At 48.6% G+C, this 22,813-nt stretch carries 13 protein-coding genes; all 13 read right to left on the reverse strand.

Features of this window, described 5'->3' with window-relative positions:
* Positions 1–89: 89 nt before the first annotated feature.
* Positions 90–3,734, reverse strand: coding sequence for a glycosyltransferase (locus ACUTSW_RS07910; protein WP_445584090.1), 3,645 nt, complete (start codon positions 3,732–3,734; stop codon positions 90–92).
* A complete protein-coding gene (locus tag ACUTSW_RS07915) occupies positions 3,734–5,071 on the reverse strand; it encodes a class I SAM-dependent methyltransferase (RefSeq protein WP_445584091.1) in 1,338 nt (445 codons plus the stop codon). The genes ACUTSW_RS07910 and ACUTSW_RS07915 overlap by 1 nt, the downstream gene beginning before the upstream one ends.
* The gene (locus ACUTSW_RS07920; protein WP_445584092.1) at positions 5,068–6,285 is read right to left on the reverse strand and encodes an ABC transporter ATP-binding protein; all 1,218 of its coding nucleotides are present in this window, start codon (positions 6,283–6,285) and stop codon (positions 5,068–5,070) included. The genes ACUTSW_RS07915 and ACUTSW_RS07920 overlap by 4 nt, the downstream gene beginning before the upstream one ends.
* Positions 6,285–7,070 carry an ABC transporter permease gene (locus ACUTSW_RS07925; RefSeq protein ID WP_445584458.1) on the reverse strand — a complete coding sequence of 262 codons (786 nt, stop codon included), beginning with the start codon at positions 7,068–7,070 and terminating at the stop codon, positions 6,285–6,287. The genes ACUTSW_RS07920 and ACUTSW_RS07925 overlap by 1 nt, the downstream gene beginning before the upstream one ends.
* An 11-nt stretch (positions 7,071–7,081) precedes the next feature.
* Positions 7,082–8,455, reverse strand: coding sequence for a phosphomannomutase CpsG (gene cpsG, locus ACUTSW_RS07930; RefSeq protein ID WP_445584093.1), 1,374 nt, complete (start codon positions 8,453–8,455; stop codon positions 7,082–7,084).
* Between the two features lie 14 nt (positions 8,456–8,469).
* On the reverse strand, positions 8,470–9,882 hold the full coding sequence (locus ACUTSW_RS07935; RefSeq protein ID WP_062870310.1) for a mannose-1-phosphate guanylyltransferase/mannose-6-phosphate isomerase: 1,413 nt from the start codon (positions 9,880–9,882) through the stop codon (positions 8,470–8,472).
* 637 nt (positions 9,883–10,519) lie between these two features.
* Entirely contained in the window at positions 10,520–11,536 is a 1,017-nt protein-coding gene (gene galE / locus ACUTSW_RS07940; protein ID WP_062870308.1) for a UDP-glucose 4-epimerase GalE, read from the reverse strand.
* Between the two features lie 121 nt (positions 11,537–11,657).
* Positions 11,658–13,025, reverse strand: a complete 1,368-nt coding sequence (gene cpsG / locus ACUTSW_RS07945; protein ID WP_062870306.1) for a phosphomannomutase CpsG — start codon at positions 13,023–13,025, stop codon at positions 11,658–11,660.
* Between the two features lie 15 nt (positions 13,026–13,040).
* Positions 13,041–14,465 (reverse strand): mannose-1-phosphate guanylyltransferase/mannose-6-phosphate isomerase, encoded by a 1,425-nt coding sequence (locus tag ACUTSW_RS07950; protein ID WP_445584094.1) that lies wholly within the window; start codon positions 14,463–14,465, stop codon positions 13,041–13,043.
* Positions 14,466–14,753: 288 nt separating this feature from the next.
* Positions 14,754–16,130: a TolC family outer membrane protein gene (locus ACUTSW_RS07955; protein WP_445584095.1), complete on the reverse strand. Its 1,377-nt coding sequence runs from the start codon at positions 16,128–16,130 to the stop codon at positions 14,754–14,756.
* A 2-nt stretch (positions 16,131–16,132) separates the two neighbouring features.
* Positions 16,133–17,464, reverse strand: coding sequence for an HlyD family type I secretion periplasmic adaptor subunit (locus tag ACUTSW_RS07960; protein ID WP_445584096.1), 1,332 nt, complete (start codon positions 17,462–17,464; stop codon positions 16,133–16,135).
* A gap of 56 nt (positions 17,465–17,520) precedes the next feature.
* A complete protein-coding gene (locus tag ACUTSW_RS07965) occupies positions 17,521–19,287 on the reverse strand; it encodes a type I secretion system permease/ATPase (protein ID WP_445584097.1) in 1,767 nt (588 codons plus the stop codon).
* 387 nt (positions 19,288–19,674) lie between these two features.
* Positions 19,675–22,653, reverse strand: coding sequence for a beta strand repeat-containing protein (locus tag ACUTSW_RS07970; RefSeq protein ID WP_445584098.1), 2,979 nt, complete (start codon positions 22,651–22,653; stop codon positions 19,675–19,677).
* Positions 22,654–22,813: the final 160 nt, after the last annotated feature.

A 22,813-nucleotide genomic window follows, 5' to 3' on the forward strand; every position in this document is an offset into this window, starting at 1 on the left:
TCCATGGAATATTATGCTTTCAACATAATAGGTTCAATGCAGCAGGGTAAAACTACTCCTACTGCATTGAAGGGGCTAAAACCAAGAGGCTACTTGAAGTACTTTGCTCTTAACAAACCCGTACACATATTTTCAAGCCTTCTGGCAACGGCATGATAATCATGCTGTTCGCACCACGCATCCGCACGTCGTTGCGTTTCAACTGCATACTCCGAGTTTTTAGCGATATCAGAAATAATTTCGGAAATACCTTCAGCAACATCCGTTACCGAGGTCCCCTTAAACTTGAAGACAGCATCGCCAAGATCGTCAAAGATGGCTAGCGGCGTAACTGCCACTGGCTTATGTGTCGCCATGCCATACCGTACCGCGCCACTGGCTGACTCACCCGTATTTTGATAAGCGAAAACCAACACATCAGCATCAGAGAGCAGACGCAAACTTTCTTTGTCATCAAGAAAATCGTTATGCATCTCTACCAGATCTTCAACTTTCAGGTTGGCCGCAGTCGCTTTAAGTTCGCGCACTAGGGCAGCAGATTCACTGACGGGATATTCTGCATTAACCAGCCTTAACCGGATAGGTTTCCCCACCTTTTTAAGGTGTGCCACCGCCTCGATAAGCTCTTTCAATCCCTTATGAGGCAAGCAAAAACCGTAGCTAGCCACCAGCGGTAGTGCATTACGTTTGGCGGCCACCGGCGCCTGTGTGAGATAATTAATCACCCCGTGCGGGAATAGGGTCACATTATTGACCAGACCCAGTTGTTTCAGGCGGTTAATGTCGGTAATAGAATGCACCAACAAACGATCGCACATTTTCAGCGCGTCAGTCATTTCTGACAACCGGAAGTTCCAATGCGGCTCTTTTTCCAGTGGATCGACTGTCGAATGCATGGCCATAATGATAACCCGACCCGCCAGGTGGTGCCTTTCGATAAAGGCCGATAGCTCGCGATGGTTAAAGAACCCGTAGTTAAACTGGATAACGAGAGTATTCAAACGCAGAGTTTCGATCTGAGCATCCAAGGCATCAAGATAGTTATTTTCTTTGCCAACCACCCAGTTCCTCAAAACATTACTTTCATCCGCATGAACCAGATCATTTGCTGTAGGTGCAAAAATCACGATCTGATCGCTGGGCATGTCGGCAACCAGATGTTGTGAGTAGGTAGCAATGCCGCATTTTGTATTCCATGTCGAGAGCCAACCAATACGAGCTTCCTCTTGCGCGACATCAAAATGCTTACGCAACGCGCCAACTGCCGCAGTCGATCGCTGTGCGACATCGTCCCAGGTAAACTCACGAAGAATAAGCTCGCGACCTTTTGACGCCATAGCTGATAACTGCGTTTTTTCGGTAGCGGCGGCCTGCTTCATTGCCTCTGCCAAATTTTCGACATCGACACTGACCCATGACGAAGAGAACAGACCAAAATGAGTCTTCGCTCGCTCAAAACGGTAATCAACCAGCCATGAGTTTTCCTGCGTACAAAAATCAAGCTGCCCGCTCCAGTCGGTGGTGATCGCCGGCAAACCACTCAGCATGGCCTCCGCAATCGGCAAACCAAACCCTTCGGCACAACTTGGCGCCACCAACACATCGCAATACTCGTAGAGCGCCTTCAGTTCCTGCTCCGGCATATCCTGTTCGATAATAATGACGTTAGGAAAGTCGACATGCTGCTTCTGGGCTTGCTTCAGCCAAGCCTGCACTTCATTGTGCGGATTAGCGAAGGTTTTAATAATCAGGGAAACATCATCCTTGGCGGTGAAAGCAGCCCCATAGGCCGCCAGCATCGCCTGAACGCCTTTGCGCGGGAAACACGAAGAGACATGCAGGAACCTGAATGTCTTGGCGTTAAGCTGCGGTTGCTTAGCGGACTGGATACGCTCCCAATGCTCACAACCGTTCCCTACATTAAACACGGGAACCTTGGTACCATTATCAATTAATACTTTACGCACATGCTCTGAGGTACAAAGGATCGCATCCAGCTCACGATTGAAGTTATTGATCCAACCTTGCGGAAAACCGCTTTCTTCCCAGGCATAGCAATGCAGGAGCTTCACATCAGCCATCATGTCACTGACACGTGGCGGATAAAGGTTGCGGCTCAATATGTTAACCGGTTGATCACCCCGTTTCCGAACCCGGTGATGATATTCCTTCAGATCCGCATTACTCTCATCATTCAGGAAAGTTTCACTGGGGGCAAAGTCCCCCGGCCCTTCCGTCGAATGCAGCAGAACCTCAACATTATCCCGATTGAGCGCACGAGAGAATTCTCGATTCACCAGAGCCAAACTATAGGAGCTGTCATAAGGCCCTTCTACACGCCAAGATAACGCAGCTAAATCAATATGCTGCAGCTCCAGCCGTTTGACATTTCGATCCACCGCCTCGGCGGTTGAGCGCAAATCGTTATCTGTAGGCTCTTCGCGACATTTGATCGCGGAGATGGCAGCGATCAATTGTGATGATGTTACAGTCTCAGCCATCACATCCCCGGCATCGGAAACCAACTGTTCAAAGCGGGACAAGGCGGTAATTCCCGCCTTGTCCCACGAGAACTTGCTGGCCTGTTCCATCGCGTGCTGCTTCAGCTTGTCGAAGAAAATTTCATCACTCAAAGCCTGATGAAGCTTCTCTTTAATTGACTCCACCGAATAAGGATCAAATAGCGCATCGGCGTAACCGATCACTTCCGGGATACTGGTTACGTTAGAGCCGATAGTCGCCGCGCCACACGTCATGGCTTCCAAAATCGGCAGGCCAAACCCTTCATGCAGCGAAGCAAAAACAAACAGCTTGGCCAACTGATAAAAAACGACCAAATCTTGTTCCGAAACATATCCGGTCAAGATCATCTCGTTATCACGCAGCTGTACGTTATCAGCAATTGATCTCAGGTAGCTGCGATCGCTGTCCGATAGTTTGCTGACGATGACCAACTGATTTTTTTCACGCAATTCCGGCGATAATTTGCTGTAGGCTTCAATCAAGCGTTTGAAGTTTTTACGGGAATCGAAACCGCCCGGAGCATACAGCACGACATCACGGATAATGCCGTATCGCTGTTTTAAAGCGGAAAATTCATTATCAGATGCCTTACTGATAACAAAATGCTCCTCTGTCGCAGCAGAAATCGTACACACCTTGTCAACGGGGATATCCAACCACTCCATCACCTCGGCAGAGGTGTAGTCCGAGTTGGTAAGCAACAGATCAGCTTTCTTCAACCAATTGATTTTCTTTAGATAGTATTCTTTATAAACTTCATCCTGAAGGTAGACGTCCGATTGTACCAATGGAATCAGATCATGATGCAACACCGCTACTTTTGTTTTAGGTGTGAGTTTGGCAATCGAACTCACCGCATTATCCACATGCCCTTCAAACAAACTGGTAATGAAAACGACATCAGGTTCAAGATTGTGTAAAAAAGCTTCGCGAACATATTCCGCGCATTCGCTCCGCCAAGCATTGTGCCTATCCATCGCTCGGACCGGACCAGGCGCATACCAAACCACGATATTTTCGACCGGAACCAGGCGACTAAATTGCGCCTTCAGGTCAGCAATGGTTTCCGGGAATAGTGAAGACAACGCAATAAAAATTTCGTGTTGGCTGTTGTTGCGGATAATCGCTTTGGCGATCGAAATAGTATAACGGCCAATCCCACGAAAGCGGCTTTCTGTTTGTGCCCCTTGCAGGTCAATAACAATACGCATTATGAATCTCCGTGCTTCTTATTATTTGCGTTCTTTAACTGTTCATACAAATCGATGGCCCTGCTCGTCATATTCTCCTGATAAACAACATGACGTTCATTCGCCATAAGATCGGCGTGATAGTTAGGCGCGGAATTCAAAACACGTCGGAAAACAGATTGCAGTAACCGGTAAACGCCCAGTCTTCTAGCGCTGGAAAGTACGAAGCCTTTGAACTTTGGATGCTCATGGAACAGCCCGAGAGCCGTGTTGATCGTTTTCCTCAAAACCTTTTTGACCGCCTTGCGGCCCCGGGATTTAATTCCTTCATCTCGAATAGCCTGCAACTGGTAAGAAACCCATCGCAATGGATAGGTCACACGCCAAGAATTACTGGCATGCACATCAATGAGTTGTTGTTGCATACTATGATTGTGAGCATGCACATCAATGAGTTGTTGCTGCAGGCTTTGATTGTGAGCATGCACCGCCATCAGTTCCTGATGCGATTTATCCAAGTGGTGCTGGAAACGCTCCAATTGATTACCCACGTCGTTAAGTTTCGCTGCCTGAGCACTCTGTGCCTTGTCCACTCGCTTAAATTGGCTATTCAACCGTTGATCATAGCGATGGCTCAGACCATCGAGGGTAATCCCATATTCTTTATCAAAATAAGGATCTAACTCGCGGACAACCGACTCCTCGGCCTCTTTTTGAGCAATCAAACTATAATCTGGACTAACGCCTTTCAGCACGTCGACCAAATAAATCGACGAGTCGGAGTCTCTCAACGCGGCTTTTTCCTGCAGGCGCAGTATTTTAGTTCTCAGAAAACCGTAATAGTTTGGAATGAACTCAAGCAGTGCAGGGGGTAACGGATGGTTGTGGGTGGGATCCATATAAAAAGAACAGGTTCCAACGCTCACATTTTCAGGATTTGGCGTCTCCAGGATTAGCAGGCCACCAGGTTTAAGCACCCGCAGTGCCTCTTTTACCAGTGACTGTAAAACCTCAAAGGGCAAATGTTCGGCAATATGAAAACCAGTGATGGCCAGCAGGCTAGCGTCTGCCTGCTGTTGGAGAAAATCCAGGCAATCCATCTTCTTCACGTTCAGGCCGATCTGCAAGGCGCGTTCGAGCATGCCATCATCAAGATCGACACCCATGGCCGGAATAGCATTATCCCTTAAGGTTTCGAGCCACTCTCCACGCCCACAGCCAACATCGACAACTTCAGCCGAAGGGTAAATTTTTGCCAACTCTGTGATGAAAGGAAGGTACACGGATAAGCGTTGTTTAATGTCCTGTACGCTACCCCGATGTTTTTCCTCAAAAACGCGATAGAAATCATCACTCATTCAAAAATCTCCAACTTTGGAGGCAACCAGGCTACCCCAACAAAATCTTTCTCGTCTGAATTCACAACGTTGAAAACGACCGCTAAGTCACGCCATTCATAATTCTTACCAACGTGAGTTCCTGACGTGTGTAGAGCTACCGCAACCGAATAGGATCCGACACCCAAATTGGCTGAGAATGAAAATAAAAATGTTCTAAAATCATTCTCTTGCAGATCAAACAACGGCTGCCGCAGGTGATGGGTATTAGTACCAAAAACCGGTTGCCCTAATCGGTCTTTAATCATATACCCCACGACCAGCTCAGGGATCGCCTTATTAATGTGCACTTTCACCTGCAGACTAACAGGCTGTCCCACCGTAGCCACTTCGATACTTTTACCTTCATCGTTCAGCAGACAAATATCAGTGATACTCGCTTCACCAGAACCGGAAAGGGTCTGTAACTTTCCGTTATTTTCAACCTGACGAATGGACAGATTCTGTTTGTCAGCGAGCAATGCATTATAATAATCCATTACAGATTCAGGCTCGCCCTCCATCTCTATCCTGCCCTTATTGAGCAAAATAGCCCTGTCGCATATGCTTTGGATCGCCTGTTTATCATGCGAAACTAGTAAAAGCGTAGTGCCTAATTTGCGAAACTCGCGTATCCGTTCGAAACTTTTGTGCTGGAAGTAGGCATCACCGACGGACAATGCCTCATCGACAATTAGAATATCTGGCCGAATTGCTGTTGCTACACTGAATGCCAGTCGCACCTGCATGCCGCTTGAATAAACTCGGACTGGTTGATCGATATAATCACCGATTTCGGCAAACGCCTCGATTTCCGGCATCAGTTCCGAAATTTTTTCGACGGAAATACCCAGCAATTGTCCGGACATATAAACGTTCTGACGACCGGTAAAGTCAGAGTGGAAGCCCATACCGAGCTCCAGCAATGCGGCCACACGGCCAGACAGTGCAATATCGCCGCAGGTAGGTTTGGCCGTCCCGGTAATCAATTTCAATAATGTACTTTTTCCCGCGCCGTTGATACCAATAATCCCCAGCGCTTCGCCGGGCTCAACGTTAAAACTGATGTCCTGCAGGATCCATTTCAGTTTATGTTTGACGGGATGAAATGGCGAAATCCATTCAAGCAGGCGCCCAGTTTTAGATGCGTACTGTTTGTATGCCTTGCCAACATTATGTACTTTGATATAACTCATTATAACTCGTCCACCATATCTGCTGCATGCTTCCTGAACAGTCTCATACCAAACGCGCAGAATATTATGGCCAGTACGAATACCGGCCATAATGAGTACCAATTAGGTTGCTGATGGTAGGCAAATATCGACTGGTATGACTGCATTACTCTAGCCATTGGGTTATACATCAGTGATTTTCTTGCCCATTCTGGCAACGAGTTCAATACGTAAACGATAGGTGTAAACCAGAACCAGAATTGCAGTAATACACCAACAAACTGTCCGACATCGCGGAAGAAGACGTTCATCACCCCCAAAGTCATTCCTAGTCCAACGGTGAACAGGACTTGCAATGCCAAAACCGGTAACACGGAAAAGAATAAGACACCTGGGAAATTACCAGTAAATATAAGGAAGACCAAAAACAAGCTGAATATGATGGCGAAGTTTAAAATTGCGGAAGCAGTAACGATCACCGGCAAACATATTTTAGGGAAACTGAGTTTTTTTATTAAATTGGCATTGGTAATAAATACACTTTGACTCTTATCAAGAATCTCAGTAAATAGTCCCCATGTCAGAACCCCAGAGCAAAGATAAATACTGTAAGCAAAAGGTCCCGAATTATCAGGCATCCTGGCTTTCATTACCTCAGAGAACACCAGCGTATAAACCAAAATCATGGCTAACGGCTGTAATACCAACCATAACGCACCCAGCATACTGGTCTGGTAACGGGACTGAAAGTCCCGTTTAATACTGCTCCAAATGAAACCCCGATAACCATAGATGGCTAATAACATCTCTTTCATTGTTATTCTCCGCCTAAGATTGCCAAAATTTCTTTAGTTTTCTTCTGCATCAGTTCAACGTTCCCCTTTGATTCAACGTTCAAACGCACGACAGGCTCGGTATTTGAGGTTCGCAAATTAAAACGCCATTCATCAAATTCAAGACTAATGCCATCAGTCATATCAAAAACAAGAGCATCATTTTTATAGACGTTCAAAACGCGCTCAATGGCAGTTTTGGCGTCAATCAGCTTGCGGTTAATCTCGCCAGATGCCGGATAGGCATGCATGCGATCCTTCACCAATTGACTCAGCGCTTTGCCTTTGACAGAGAGCAAGCTGGCTACCAGAAGCCAAGGGATCATACCGCTATCGCAATAAGCGAAATCTCGGAAGTAATGATGTGCGCTCATCTCGCCACCGTAGATGGCGTCTTCTTTGCGCATGCGTTCTTTGATAAAAGCATGCCCGGTTTTAGACATCACCGGTACACCGCCAGCCTGATTGACAATATCAATCGTGTTCCAGGAAAGGCGCGGATCATGAATAATTTTGGAACCTGGATTGGTTTGCAAGAAAGCTTCAGCCAGAAGACCAACGATATAGTAACCTTCGATAAAGGTGGCTTTCTCATCAAACAGGAAGCAACGGTCGAAATCGCCGTCGAAAGCTATCCCCATATCAGCCTGGTGCTCAAGTACTGCTTTAGCGGTGTCGGCACGGCATTCAGGTAATAACGGGTTAGGAATACCATTCGGGAAATTTCCATCCGGGTGATGGTGTACTTTCACAAAGGTTACGGGAACATTGTTGCATTTAAAGCGGCGTTCAATTTCATCGATAACATGACCTGCAGCGCCATTACCGGAATTAATTACCAGCTTCATCGGCTTCAGTGTCGCTGTGTCAATATATCCCAACAGATGATCAACATACTCGGTCAGAATCGATATTCTCTGATAATTGCCACGTCTGTTTTCTGCAACAGCAGGGAAAACATTCGCCTCTGCCAGCTGTTTAATTTCCAGCAGGCCGGTATCACCGCTAATTGGTTGTGCGTTGGCTCGCACCAGTTTCATGCCATTGTAATTCATTGGATTATGGCTGGCCGTTACCTCAATCCCCCCGTCCATACCGAGATGGAAAGTCGCGAAATAGACTTCTTCGGTGCCACTCATGCCAATGTCATACACATCAGCGCCGGCATCCTGCAACCCGTTAGCAAGGGCCAGTTTAAGGGCCTCACTGGTCAGCCGCACATCACCACCGACGATAACACGCTGCGGTTTGAGATACTCGCCATAAGCTCGGCCGATACGGTAGGCAATATCCTCGTTCAGTTCATCACCCAACTGCCCACGAATATCATATGCTTTAAAACAAGTTAAGGTACTCATTAAAACCTCAAAATTTAGCAACGACCATAATGATCTTTAATACGAATAATATCATCATCCCCTAAATAAGACCCCGCCTGCACTTCTATCAATTCCAACGGAATATTCCCTGGGTTTTCTAAGCGGTGAACAACACCAATAGGAATAAATGTGGACTGATTTTCTGTCAGTAAAAAAGTTTTATCTCCGGTTGTTACTCTTGCCGTGCCCGCAAGTACAACCCAATGCTCAGTGCGATGGTGGTGCATCTGCAAAGAGAAGGCTTCACCCGGGTTCACGGTGATGCGATTCACATTAAAACGTTTTTCATCGACCAAAAGGTCGCAAATGCCCCATGGGCGATAAACCTCGCGGTGTCTTCTGTATTCGCTGCGTTTATGCTTTTTCAGATGTTCGACGACTTTTTTAACGTCCTGAACCTTGGATTTGTCAACAACCAATACAGCGTCTTTAGTATTAACGATCACCAGGTTATCTACGCCCACAGCAGCAACCAACTTTTCGTCAGTATTGATATAGCAGTCATGGGTATTATGCAGGAAGGTGTCGCCAGTCAACGCGTTGCCTGCCTCATCTTTCTGACTGACTTCCCACAAGGCCGACCAAGAACCAACATCACTCCAACCGGCATCCAGCGGGATCATAACGGCATCGTGAGTTTTCTCCATCACCGCATAATCCACCGATTCGTCTGGGCAGTTGGAGAAGGCATCAAAATTAACGTTGATAAAGTTTTTATCGCACTCGGTGTCAGCCAGGGAACGGCGGCATGCATCCAGAATGTCCGGACGGAACGCTTCCAACTCTTCCAGATACCGCTTGGCGCGGAACATGAACATGCCGCTATTCCAGAAATATTCCCCAGAGTCCACGTAAGCCTGCGCTGTAGCAAGATCAGGTTTTTCAACAAAACGCTTTACACTGCATGCCGCTGCATTTTCACCCGTGTTTTCGCCACGTTGGATATAACCATAGCCCGTTTCCGGCCCGCTTGGCACAATGCCAAAGGTAACAAGGCTCTGGCCGGAGGCATAAGGTATTGCTGCCTCAATGGCATTATGGAAGGTTGCAACGTCTTTTATGATATGGTCTGCGGCTAACACCAGCATGATAGGGTCATGTCCCTGAACGATGGCATTCAAAGCTGCCAAGGCAATAGCCGGCGCCGTATTGCGGCCAATAGGTTCAAGAATGATGTTATGGGACAGCATGTCAATTTGACGCAATTGCTCAGCTACCATAAAGCGGTGATCTTCGTTACAGATTACGACAGGCTCGCTAACCTCCACCCCATCAAGACGTTTCAACGTTTCCTGCAGCATCGAGTGCAGGCTATGCAAACGCAAAAACTGTTTAGGATGAAGTTCACGGGACATAGGCCAGAGACGGCTGCCTGTACCGCCTGCCATAATTACTGGAAGTAACATTTTTTATCCTTATAACGCTCAGCTATATAGAACTATAGTTTCAACAACTTAAGCAAATACACCAGGTTAATTTGCTGCACTTGCTACATCTTTCATGTTACTGGTGGAAGGGCAAGGATGTGCCACTCATCACAAACGCGACAGTTTCATAACCTGTAGATGGACCGAGTTCGCACGGCCCATTCGAAAGCGCCATCATCGATACCAACAAAAAAACACGCTACCGCCCTTGGCTCTACAGCTACCAATAGACTGATATTTATATAAATTTTAGCGCCCTATCTTGCGCCATCACGCTGGGCATCCCCCGTATGGCACAATAAGTCATGTCCTCGTCATCCTGATAGGATACATAGGAAAGCAGGGCAATATTTTTGTTGCGTATGCTATCACCTTACCTATCAAAACACCTGTACATTATCCGTTCTTTCAGGGTTATCTGAAAATGAACGTTCATTAAATGCACAGATCAAAATACTTGTTGTACAAATACAATACCCATCAAATAGTTAGCAATGATATAGTTCTTTATGTTATTAAAAATCAGGATATATCTTAGACAGATGATCGCAGCCTGTAGGCTACAAGCTGCAATCATGACTTGAGGAGGGTGTAAGAATACTTTCAGTGCGAAAAGTTAATTACGGTAACCTTGAGGATTATTCTTTTGCCAGTTCCAGGTATCGCGCATCATATCATCAATGCCACGACTTACTTCCCAGCCCAGCTCCTGGCGTGCCAGGTTTGCATCAGCCCAGAACGCAGGCAGGTCTCCGTCACGACGAGGTAAAATTTGGTATGGGATTTTTACCCCTGACGCTTTCTCAAAAGCCTTCACCATGGCCAATACCGAGTGTCCTACCCCAGCGCCCAGATTATACGCTTTGAAACCATCAACTTTCTTCAGATGATCCATCGCCATCAGGTGCCCTTCGGCTAAATCCATCACATGGATGTAATCGCGTTCCCCGGTGCCATCTTTCGTTGGGTAATCACCGCCAAATATCCCCAATTTCTCCAGTTTACCTATCGCCACCTGCGCAATATAAGGCAACAGGTTATTCGGGATGCCATTTGGATCTTCACCAATCATCCCCGACTCATGGGCTCCAACCGGGTTGAAATAGCGTAATGCGATAATAGAGAACTGCGATTCTGCCTTGGCAAAATCCTGCAGAACTTGCTCCACCATCAGCTTTGATGTGCCGTAAGGGCTGGTCGTGCCGCCGATCGGAGTCGTTTCAACATAAGGGACCGGAGAATTGGCACCGTAGACAGTAGCGGAAGAACTAAAAATGAACTGATGCACCCCCGCACGACGCATTTCTTCCAGCAATACCAGAGTCCCGGAAACATTATTTTGATAATATTCGAGTGGCTTGCGGGTCGACTCCCCCACCGCTTTCAGGCCGGCAAAATGGATCACCGATGAAATATCATGCTCATCAAAGATGCGACGCAGACACTCACCGTTCAGGATGTCCCCTTGGTAGAAAACAGCCGCTTTACCCGCCAACTGTTCGACGCGCTGCAACGACTCCTCTGACGAATTCGACAGATTATCCAATACAACAACATCTTCGCCGCGCCCCAACAAGGCCAGCACAGTATGAGAACCAATATAACCGGCACCACCAGTGACTAAAACCGCCATAACAACTCCCTATGCGCGCCCGTGGCGCTAAAGATATAAGTTTTTACCGCCCATGACGTTCATTCAAGCGATTAGGGCTGAAAAAACAGCCCTAATCTGATGCAATATCATGGCAAAACTATTAACGAGACAGCATCGCCAAAATTTCGTTTGTTTTTTCTTGCATCAGCGCCACATCCGCACGTGACTCAACGTTGAGACGAACTACCGGCTCGGTGTTGGATGAGCGTAAGTTAAAGCGCCAATCAGCAAATTCCATGCTGATTCCATCGGTGTAATCTACTTCAGCGGCCTGGGCCAGATAATGTTGCTTCACGCTTTCGATGGAAGCTGCCGGTTGCGACAGTTTGATATTGATTTCTCCCGAGGACGGGTAAGCCGCGATTCGGTCCTGCACCAGTTGCCCCAAAGTCTGGCCCTTGACGCAGACCAGTTCAGCTACCAGCAACCACGGAATCATGCCGCTGTCGCAATAGGCGAAATCGCGGAAATAGTGGTGAGCGCTCATTTCACCACCATAAATGGCATCTTCTGAACGCATACGTTCTTTAATGAAAGCATGGCCCGTTTTTGACATCACCGGCACGCCGCCAGCTTTGTTCACAACATCGATAGTGTTCCAGCTCAGGCGCGGATCATGAATGATTTTTGCCCCTGGTTGTTTTTGCAGGAAAGCTTCCGCCAGCAGGCCAACTATATAGTAACCCTCAATGAAATCGCCTTTTTCATCAAACAGGAAGCAACGATCGAAGTCGCCATCAAACGCGATCCCCATATCTGCCCCCTGTTCACGCACGGCATTAGCAGTATCTGCACGACACTCGGGCAATAACGGGTTAGGAATACCATTTGGGAATGTGCCGTCGGGCTGATGATGGACCTTAATAAACTCCAATGGGACGTTCAGGGCCTTAAGAGATGCCTCAATCGCATCGATTGCATGCCCAGCCGCACCGTTACCTGAGTTGATAACCAGCTTCAAGGGTTTAAAGTTTTCGGTATTCACATAAGACAACACATGCTGAACATAATCGGCCAGCACATCCTGACGAACATAGCTGCCGCGTGTGGAGGCCGGAGCAGGGAACTGATTGGTTTCCGCCAGCTCCTGGATTGCCCGTAATCCGGTATCCCCGCTGATCGGACGTGAACCTTCGCGAACCAACTTCATTCCGTTATAGTCGATCGGATTATGACTGGCCGTCACTTCCACGCCGCCGTCAGCTTTCAGATGAGAGGTGGCAAAATAAACCTCTTCAGTCCCGGTCATGCCGATGTCGATAACGTCGGTGCCGGCATCCTGTAAACCTTTTGCCAGAGACAGCTTCAAACTTTCGCTGGTCAGACGCACATCACTGCCCAAAACAATGGTCTTCGGCTTCAAAAACTCGCCATAAGCGCGCCCTATGCGGTAGGCAATATCATCATTCAGTTCTTCACCTAATTTACCGCGCACATCATAAGCTTTAAAACACGTTAACTTTTCCATCGCCAAACCCTTTAATTAAACTCTGCCATACCGATCGTGTAACCGTTCAATATCATCTTCTTCAAGGTAAAATCCTGATCGAACCTCAATAATTTCAAGATCGATTTTCCCAGGATTCTCCAGCGTGTGAACACTGCCGGCAGGTATGAATGTGGATTGGTTTTCCGATAAGAAGAATTCTTTGTCTTCAACATTCACTTTGGCCGTACCACTGACGACCACCCAGTGTTCTGCACGGTGAAGATGACGCTGTACTGACAACCCTTCGCCAGGACGGACAATGATTTTTTTGACCTGGAAATGTTCGCCGCTGTCGATATCGCAGATCTTGCCCCATGGACGATAAGAAGAGGAGTGTTGGCGGAAGTGATGAAGATTGCGTTTCTTCAATTCATCAACCACCTTTTTGACATCCTGAACGCGATCTTTAGTCGAGATCAACAACGCATCATTGGTATTGATTACGATCAAATCATCCAAACCGATGGTCGCCACCAGAGCAGAGTCCGAAGAGATGTAGTTATTGTTGGAGTCGATAGAGATAACCTCACCAACGTTGACATTTCCTAAGCCATCTTTTTCGGAAACCTCCCATAAGGACGACCAAGAGCCCACGTCGCTCCAGCCGGCATCAATAGGAATGACTACCGCATCATGCGTTTTCTCCATGACTGCGTAGTCAATGGAGTCACTTGGGCAGTGCTTGAATATTTCCTGATCAACACGGATAAAATTCATATCACGTTGGCTATCAGCCACAGACTGCCGGGTTGTGTTGAAAATTTCCGGGCTATGTTGCTGCAACTCCTGCAAGAACTTGGCTGTTTTAAACATAAACATGCCACTATTCCAGCTGTACTCACCGCTGGCGAGGTATTCTACGGCTTTATCCAGACAAGGCTTCTCGACAAAAGAGTCAACTTTAAAGCATTTGTTGGAAAGTGCTTTACCGCGTTTGATATAGCCGTAACCGGTTTCGGGATGTCCAGGAATAATACCGAACGTCACTAAATTATCTTCGGCGGCATATTGAACTGCCGTTTTTATCGCCGAGTGAAAATTTTCTACCTTTTTAATCAAATGATCGGCAGCCAGCACCAAGAGCATGCTGTCTTCATCTTCTTCTGCGGCCAAGTGCGCAGCCAACGCCACTGCCGGTGCCGTGTTACGCCCAACAGGCTCTAGAATAATATTGGTCGCAAGTTGATCGATTTCACGCAGTTGTTCTGCAACCAAAAACCGATGACTTTCATTGCAAATCACTAAAGGCGCGGCGATTTCCACGCCATCAAGCCCAGATAAACGCTGCAGGGTCTGCTGTAACAGGCTAAATCCACTGTCATCAATAGATAAAAATTGCTTGGGGAACGATTCGCGCGACAGAGGCCACAGCCGGCTGCCAGTACCGCCAGCCATAACCACAGGAATTATTTTTGACATTATTAATCCTTTACTCAATCGTCTGGCTTATAAACGAGAATGCGGCTTAAAACCAACCTACCCACCATTCTAAAGTCATACAATTACACATAAACAGTTGTATATATGTTAAAAAAACAGTCACTCCAAAGCCAATCACCGCTTATGAAATAACATACGGGAAAGATGAATTACTTTTGGGTAAGGGCAGGAGCACCACTTGCAGCTAACATAACGTATTGTGACAAAAAAGAGCAGCTCAAGGCTGCTCTTTCAGACTAATACTCATAACCAAAGTTAAGCTCTATCTCAACGGCTTAGAGCAAAGTACTGCGCCACACGCTTGACATCATGCTCATCCAAGGTACCTGAATCACTTAGCAAGGTGATCCAAGCCTTGATATAGGTATATTTCGCCGACGCCAAATCCTTTTGCGCACTGTATAACTGTTGCTCCGCGTTAAGCACATCCACGTTGACGCGTTGCCCCGCCAACACGCTTTGCCGGGTAGCCGTAACCTGAGTGGTCGCCGACTTGACCGCCAACTCGTAGGCAGCCAGCTTGGCCCTGCTGCTGATACACAGGTTAAATTGCTTGCGTAAATCATTCAGCGTGGTGCCCGTCTGGGCATCCATTTCAAACATCGCCTGCCCGTAGCGTGCGGCAGCCTGACGGGTCGACGCCGAAACGCCGCCACCGGCGTAGATCGGCACGCTGACCTGTACGCCAATGCTGTCGGTGCGATACTTTTGATTAACCGTATTATCGCTGCTGGAGTCATTTTCTGAATGTGAGGCGTAAAGCTGCACCTGAGGCATAAAACCTGCGCGATTTCTCTCCACTTCATATTTAGCAGCATCAACACCGTGGCGTGACGCCGCCAGCATAGGGTTATTCTCCAGTGCAATTTTTTGCCACTCTTCAAACCGGGAAGGGATTAACGGTGCCACCTGGAATTTCCCTGGGCGCAACGTTTGCAGCTCATCCAGTTGGTTGAGCGGGACGCCAATAATCACCTCCAGCTCGCGCTGAGCGGCGTCCAACGCATCACGCGCTTCAATCTCCTGCGCCTCGGCCAGGCTGTATCGGGCCTGGGTCTCCGAAACGTCGGTAATGGTGCCTTCACCGGCCCCCATTAAGCGATCGTTCAGCGCCAACTGCTCTTTATAAGCCGCCTTTTGCGCAGAGGCCAACGCGATCTGGTCTTTCGAGTAAGCCACCTCCACGTAAGCGGAAATCACCCGCACCGCCAAATCCAGAAACTTGCTGCGATAACGTTCGTCGGACATCAATGTCTGAGCAACACCGGCCTTGTAACGCGCATAAGCCTCATAGTCGAACAACGGCTGCGTCAGCGTAATCGAGCTGGAATAACTGCGATACTGCTGGCGTCGGGTTACTTCGGTAACGTCGCCAAAAATGTCACTCGATGGATATTTTTGCGTCTGCCAGTTTCTCGGCGAGTTCTGGTAATTGCCCGATACCTTCGGCAGCAGCCCCGCCCTGCCGATATTTTCGTTTTCGTCTCCTGCTTCTTTCTCTTTTATTGCCGCCCGGAAGGTCGGATCTTTTTCAAGTGCCAGCGAATATGCGTCTAGAATCCCTATCGAATGAACCGGCGCAGATATCGCAAACAAGAGGGTACTGATAGCAAGGCCAGCAACCTGTCGTTTAAATTGAATCAAAATTATTCCTCGGTTAAAGAAGTATGAGCGCGATCCAAAATGGGTTTAAACAGATAACTCAACAGCGAACGCGACCCCGTCTTCACGAACACCTCAACAGGCATACCCGGTTTGATATCTTCCCCACTCAGCATCTTCATGCCTTCTGGCGTTACCGTAACCTGCATCTGGTAGTAGGGTTCACCGTTGGCCTTGTCCACCAGCCGATCGGCGGAAACCAACGTCACCGTACCCGGAATTTTCGGGGTCTTGTTTTGGTTGAAGGCGGTAAACATCAAATCCACCGGCAACCCGTTGTACACTTTATCGACCAGTTCTACCTTGAGGCGAGAGTCCACCACCAGCGTAGCCTGACTGGGTACAACGTCCATCAGGTGGTCACCCGCTCCCACGACGCCCCCCTGAGTAAAGATACTTAATCCGACCACGGTGCCATCCACCGACGAAGTGATGGCCGTGTTGCCGAGCTCAAAATTCGCCATTTCAAGTTTATTTCTGAATTCGCTGGCATCCATTTGGGTCTGCGCCAACTGGGTTCTGACCTCACGCTGATAATCGGCAAAACGTTGGTCGATCCGCTGCTGAGACTCCTGCAATTGCTTTTGCACTTGGCCAATCCGCCCAACGGTTTCATCGATACTGCTGTTCACCTCGGCAAACTGGCGCTGAACTTCCAGATAGCGGTTACGCGGCAAATAGCCATCCGCAGCCAGCTGTTTCATGCTGTTCATTTGCTCGCGCAGACTGGAAAGCTGAATCTGCTTGTTAACCCGTGAGTCCTGCAGGCCTTTCAATTGGAAACGCATGCCATCCATTGACTGCTTATAGCCATCGATTTCGCTTTGCAGCCCCAGGCGCCGGGAAGAAAACAACTGTGTTTGCAATGCAATAATTTCGGCCACACGTGGCTGATCTTTGATTTGCTCAAAAACGGGGGAGAAAGTGACTTTGGTTAACCCATCTCGCTCGGCGAGCAACCGCCCTTCCGAAGCCAGCGTGGTGTAGTACTGGTCCCGCAGCGAAGCGACCTGAGCCAGTGCCTGCACCTGGCTCAATTGCACCAGCACCTCGCCAGCTTTCACCTTGTCACCTTCTTTAACGGCGATATTTGTGATGATGCCACTGGCTGGCGCCTGCACCGTTTTACGGTTGCCGGAGACGGTAACGGACCCCGGCGTCGCAACCCCTTTGTCCAAAGGCGCAAATGCTGCCCAGGCGAGAAAGCCAAACAGGCCAACCCCAACCACTAACCATCCCATGCGGGTGAAACGCCGCTCATCCTGGGGGATCTGCTCTGAATACGAGTCTTGTGGCTCACCAATGTGCGTAGACATACCAACTCCTTTGACTGCAGACGACGCATTTCAGCGCCGCCCGGCAAGTTCACAGCTTAATTAATTTGAGTTTTTGGGATATTGCCTTCGTCCGGCTCGGAATTGACTGCGCGAACCGCCTGCTGTGGAGTCTGCGCTTTCTGAGCATTCGCCAGCGCCTGCAACACCTGCTGAGTTGGGCCAAATGCATTGACGGTACCGTTCACCAGCAACAACAATTTGCTGGTCATCGACAGCAGATTGGTTCGATGGGTAATCAGAATCACCGTTTTATTGCGTTGCTTAAGGAACAGAATCGCCTGATTCAGCGCCTTTTCACCGGCATCATCCAGGTTGGAGTTAGGTTCATCCAACACGATCAGGGAAGGATCGCCATACAACGCACGCGCCAGCCCAATACGCTGCTTCTGCCCACCAGAGAGCCCTGCGCCACCGTTGCCTATGACAGAATCATAACCATTAGGGAAACGAAGAATCAGTTCATGCACACCAGCCAGTTTGGCGGCCTCAATCACTTTCTCTGAATCGATAGCGTTAAAACGCGCGATATTCTCGGCAATGGTGCCGGCGAACAGTTCAATGTCCTGCGGCAGGTAACCGATATAAGGCCCCAACTCGTCTTTGTTCCATTGATAAATATCGGCGTTATCAAGCCGTACAATGCCTTCACTTACCGGCCAAATACCGACCAGCAAGCGCGCCAACGTGGATTTACCGGAAGCGCTTGGCCCAATAATCCCCAGCACGTCGCCCGGTTGAATGGCAAAGCTGACGTTATGCAATACCGCGTCGGCTTTGGAACCCGGTGGCGTGGCGGTTACGCCTTCTACCGAGATGACACCTACAGGTCGAGGCAACGACATGCCCAACCCGCGCGGCGGGTGCTTATCAAGCAATTTTACCAGGCGTTGATAGGAGAGCTTGGCTGAACTCCAGCTTTTCCAGACGTTGATCACCTGTTCGATAGGTGCCAGCGTGCGCCCCATGAGAATCGAACCGGCAATCATCATCCCAGGCGTGATATGGCCGTCAATCGCCAGCCAGCCGCCCAATCCCAGCACCAATGATTGCAGCGAGAGACGAACAAACTTGGTGATTGAGGTAACGGTGGTGGCGCGTTCGCTGGCCACTCGTTGGCTATTGAGGAAGCGCTGGTGCAATGTAAACCAGCGTTGTTTCAGATTAGGCAACATGCCCAATGCCTCGATCACCTCGGCATTGCGCAAATTGGTGCTCGCCAAGCTGCTGGACATGATCGACAGCTTGCTCGCCTCGCCCAAAGGTTTCTTGGAAACCATTTCATTGATAACCGCCAGGGCGATCAGCAACAACGATCCCACCAGCGCAAACAAACCAAGCCAAGGATTGAACAGGAAAATCACCAACAGATAGATCGGGAACCAGGGCGCATCGAAGAAAGCGAATAAAGCGCTGCCGGTAAGGAATTGGCGAACGGTAGTTAAATCACCCAGCATCTGCCCTGCATCGGAAGAGCCATTTTTAAGATTTGCCTCATACGCCGCAGTATAAATGCGGGTATTCAAGCGCATATCCAACTGGCTACCGATACGGATAACCACCATGCTGCGGACATACTCTAATAACGCCATCATGCCGAACATGCCCAGCATAATCAGCGTTAACATCAGCAACGTGATCTCGTTGCCCGACGGAAGCACACGATCGTACACCTGGAGCATATAGATCGAGGGAACGAGCATTAACAAATTAATAAATGCGGTAAATATGCCAACGGTCCAGAAAATTTTGCTGCGAGTCCGTATAACATCCGCAATTTCATTACGCGGTATAAATTGGTTCACTTTCTGCCCTTACATCATGTGCACTGTCAGTCCAATCCGCATTGATTTCTTCTAAGGAAATTCCTAAAAAGGAAAAAATAAAAAAAATCCTAAAGAAGGCTCACCCCAAACATGCTCGAGACTGCAGATACTTTTTTTTAACTATAGGTAGAGAAAGTGGATATCGGCAAGGTGGAGCACGAAAAAAACCTCTCGCAACCGGCCGCGCTAAAACCAGTGAAAACAAGAAGATGAAAGGCATGATGAATAAAGTGGGATTATTTAGAAGAGAAATAAGACGGAGGTGATGACGCAGCTCACAAATTAAAAAACGGGGAGATTTACCCTCCCCGTATTATTTAATAACTAACAGTTTCCATAGCAACTATTACTCTGCGGAATTTACACTCACGCGTAATGCAGAGTATCAATCAGTTGTTGGTGGTTTTGACCCGTCAGGTAAACAACGCTGTCGTTGGTATCCAGAGTGTGGTTATCGTTATTATCGATAATCACATAGGAGCTGGCGTTATCGCCTGTTCCGCCGAACACCACCGATGCCACGCCGACTTTAGCGGTCAGCGAGTTACTGCTGTCCAGACCGAGGATACCGCCCAACAGCCCGATAACACCGTTGGTGAGACCGCCAACCAGAGTACCCAGCAGAGCATCCAGAGTATCGGAAGCACGAGTGCCGTAATCCGCCACCGCAGTGCCGCTGGTATCGCCGGAAATGGTCAAGGCAGAAGCAACGTCGACAATTTTGTCTTTGGTGCTGTCAAAATCGGTGATTGTGATACCAGCCTGAGTATTACTGGCCTTCGCTTCGAAGGTATTTGCACCACTCCCACCGGTCAACGTGGTATTGCCGATCGCCGCCAGGTTGTCGGCAGCTGTAGAGCCTTCCACAGTCAGTTGGTAACCATTCAGACCCAGAGCCGTCAGAACCGGCGCCAGCAGTGCGGTAGTGACACCACTCAGCGGCAGAATGTTCAGCAGCTGAACGATAATACCGTCGCCGGTACCACCGTGGCTTGAATCAAGATTCAGGCCGCCAGTGTTGGCCGATGCATCGATATCACGCACGTTGCTGTACCCGCTACCCAGCGTCAGGTCAAGCAAGTGATCGCCGGTAACTGTGATGTTTTGTACCTGAGCATTGGTCCCGGTCAGCGACAAAATATTGTCAAAGTTACCAGTACCACCGGAAGCGATGTTCACGTCGGTCAATGCCGTTGGGAACAACAGGCTACTGCTGCTGTTCAGCGCCAGAGAGCCGGCATTGACGTCCACTGAACTAACCGCGTCGAAAGTCACGTTAAAGTGGTCCGTGGCATTCTGCAGGAAAGTAATTTCCACGCTGCTTGCCGCAGTCGCATTACCCGTAACTTCCAACTGTGCCGAGCTACCGCCGGCGGCATTAATCACTTTCACCGCTTCCGCCAGGCCAGAGAGCACAAAGCCTTGCGAACCGATATTAGAGGTAGCAGCCTGATTGATCGTGGTGCTAAGAGTCCCTGTCAGGCTTGATTCTGAGATGGCATTACCGGTTAATACGCCGAAATCAAAGGTATGGTTTGCTGCAGTAGAACCGCTGCTTACCGTTGCTTTACCAATGTAACCGGCCAAATCCAGCTTCTCAAAGTTGCTGAACTGCGCAGAGTTACTGCTAATAGTCGCAGTACGAGCAAGAGCATTGCCTGACATCACGACGTTTTTGGTAATGAAGTTGGCGGAGATAGTATCAACACCATCGCCGCCATTGCCGGAAACGCCAGCACCTACGGTATTAGCACCGCCAACCGCAGCATTGCCCAACCATTTCAGCGAGTCATTCCCTGCGCCCAGATTAAAATCACCGGTAGCGGTAGCGACAGCCGCCGTAGCGGTAACCAGCACATCATCCGCGCCGGAGCTGGCGTTAAGGATTACGTTGCCGTTATTCACGGTGATATCAACACCCGGGTTAACCCCGTTGTCTGACAGGTTAACCGTTGCTGCGCTGGTGCCGTTAATGGTGAGATTCGCCAGATGATCGGCGAACTTCAGATTAACGACGCTGGCGGCATTGGCGGCAAGCAGGACATCGGTCAATACCGCAGTTTCTGCATTACTGATCTGATGTGAAGCCCCGGTGTTAACCGTGCCGGTAGCGTTGCCACCAGCCGCTGTTGTGCTCAGGGAGGCTGCAGTTTTGTACAACAAGCTGGTGCCGATATCAAATTCAAACCCGTGTTGCTGGGTTACCGTAGTCGCATCGGTCGCCGTCGAAGTGCGCAAATCGTTGATAATCGCCTGAGTAATGGCCGATTTATCAGAACCTAACGCGCTGTAGACTGCTAATTGACCTGCATTGGCAGCAACGCCATGCACCGCAGTATAAACATGTTGAATAAAATCATCGCCTGTCAGCTGCGCGCCTTTGCGTTGGAATTCCGCAGAACCCAGGACAGAACTGATAAAGTTTTTATATGTGGTAGTACTTAACGATAGGTATTTGCTCCAGTTATCTAGTGCACCAGCATCAATACCACGTTCCGGAACCGCCAGGTACACGGCCGCAGCTTGTTCTTGAGCAGCCAAGCCAGCAATTTGCCCTTGGGCGTAAGTCACCGTTGCATCGTTAAAATGCTGCTGCGCTGCAGTATCGGTAGGAGCAACTGTCCCACGCAGAGAAGTAATGATTTCCGCAACGATCTGTCCACGGGTACTTCCTCCTGTCAGCTCGCTAAGGAAATGCGAAAGCTCAGTGGAGGATGGGGCTCGTTCGAAGCTGGCAGTGAAAACGCGTGAAATGAAATCATTATTACTCAAAGCCTTCAGATACGAGCGATCTGCAACAAACTTGTCTGCAATCTGAGCAACCGATTTAGTGCCGGCATTTAGAATCGAACCAAATAAATTTACGTTAGTTGATTGAGAAACTAATCCCAGGACATGGTATATAGCCTGAACATCCGACGCACCTTGACCAGCAGCAGCTGGGCTGGTAGCCGGGAATAACACCTTATTAATCTGGGTATCGAAACTGCTTTGCGATGCCGTGGTTGCGGAATCAAATCCATGATAATTAATAAGATCTGAAAGCACCTTAGAAATTGATACCGCCAACGAAGAGGATGCCAGCAGGTCCTGAAGAGTGGTATTCAGCGCCGCGCTGCCATATGCCTTTGTATAAACAGCCTGGAGAATATCTAAATCACTTTTACCGGCATATAATGTGCTGCCGTCCGCCGAAGAAAGAAGGCTTGTCACATAACTGCTATCCGACAAAGCTCCTGTTTCTAACTGCGCACCAACACTGTCATACTCAGTACTTGACGCACTTTTACCTAAAACGGCATACAAAATTGCAGCCGCTTCTTTTTGAAACGCCAGAGAAGCCATAACAACCCCCTTCGAGGTGGATTTCCGATTAAGCTAAAACCTGTCTCTTTGCAAAAAAGAATAACAAAACAAGAGAATCAGGAAGTTATAAAAAAACTTGTATCTTACATAACAGGAAAACAAATTTAATGAGCGCTCTACCCCCTAACTATAACGACTT

The sequence above is a fragment of the Serratia sp. TSA_198.1 genome (assembly GCF_052686505.1).

Coding starts and splice junctions, on each gene's coding strand:
- ACUTSW_RS07935 (WP_062870310.1), bottom strand. CDS start 9,882: ATGTTACTTCCAGTAATTATGGCAGGCGGTACAGGCAGCCGTCTCTGG.
- ACUTSW_RS07915 (WP_445584091.1), bottom strand. CDS start 5,071: ATGAGTGATGATTTCTATCGCGTTTTTGAGGAAAAACATCGGGGTAGC.
- ACUTSW_RS07950 (WP_445584094.1), bottom strand. CDS start 14,465: ATGTCAAAAATAATTCCTGTGGTTATGGCTGGCGGTACTGGCAGCCGG.
- galE (WP_062870308.1), bottom strand. CDS start 11,536: ATGGCGGTTTTAGTCACTGGTGGTGCCGGTTATATTGGTTCTCATACT.
- ACUTSW_RS07970 (WP_445584098.1), bottom strand. CDS start 22,653: ATGGCTTCTCTGGCGTTTCAAAAAGAAGCGGCTGCAATTTTGTATGCC.
- ACUTSW_RS07920 (WP_445584092.1), bottom strand. CDS start 6,285: ATGAGTTATATCAAAGTACATAATGTTGGCAAGGCATACAAACAGTAC.
- cpsG (WP_445584093.1), bottom strand. CDS start 8,455: ATGAGTACCTTAACTTGTTTTAAAGCATATGATATTCGTGGGCAGTTG.
- ACUTSW_RS07960 (WP_445584096.1), bottom strand. CDS start 17,464: ATGTCTACGCACATTGGTGAGCCACAAGACTCGTATTCAGAGCAGATC.
- ACUTSW_RS07925 (WP_445584458.1), bottom strand. CDS start 7,070: ATGTTATTAGCCATCTATGGTTATCGGGGTTTCATTTGGAGCAGTATT.
- ACUTSW_RS07910 (WP_445584090.1), bottom strand. CDS start 3,734: ATGCGTATTGTTATTGACCTGCAAGGGGCACAAACAGAAAGCCGCTTT.
- cpsG (WP_062870306.1), bottom strand. CDS start 13,025: ATGGAAAAGTTAACGTGTTTTAAAGCTTATGATGTGCGCGGTAAATTA.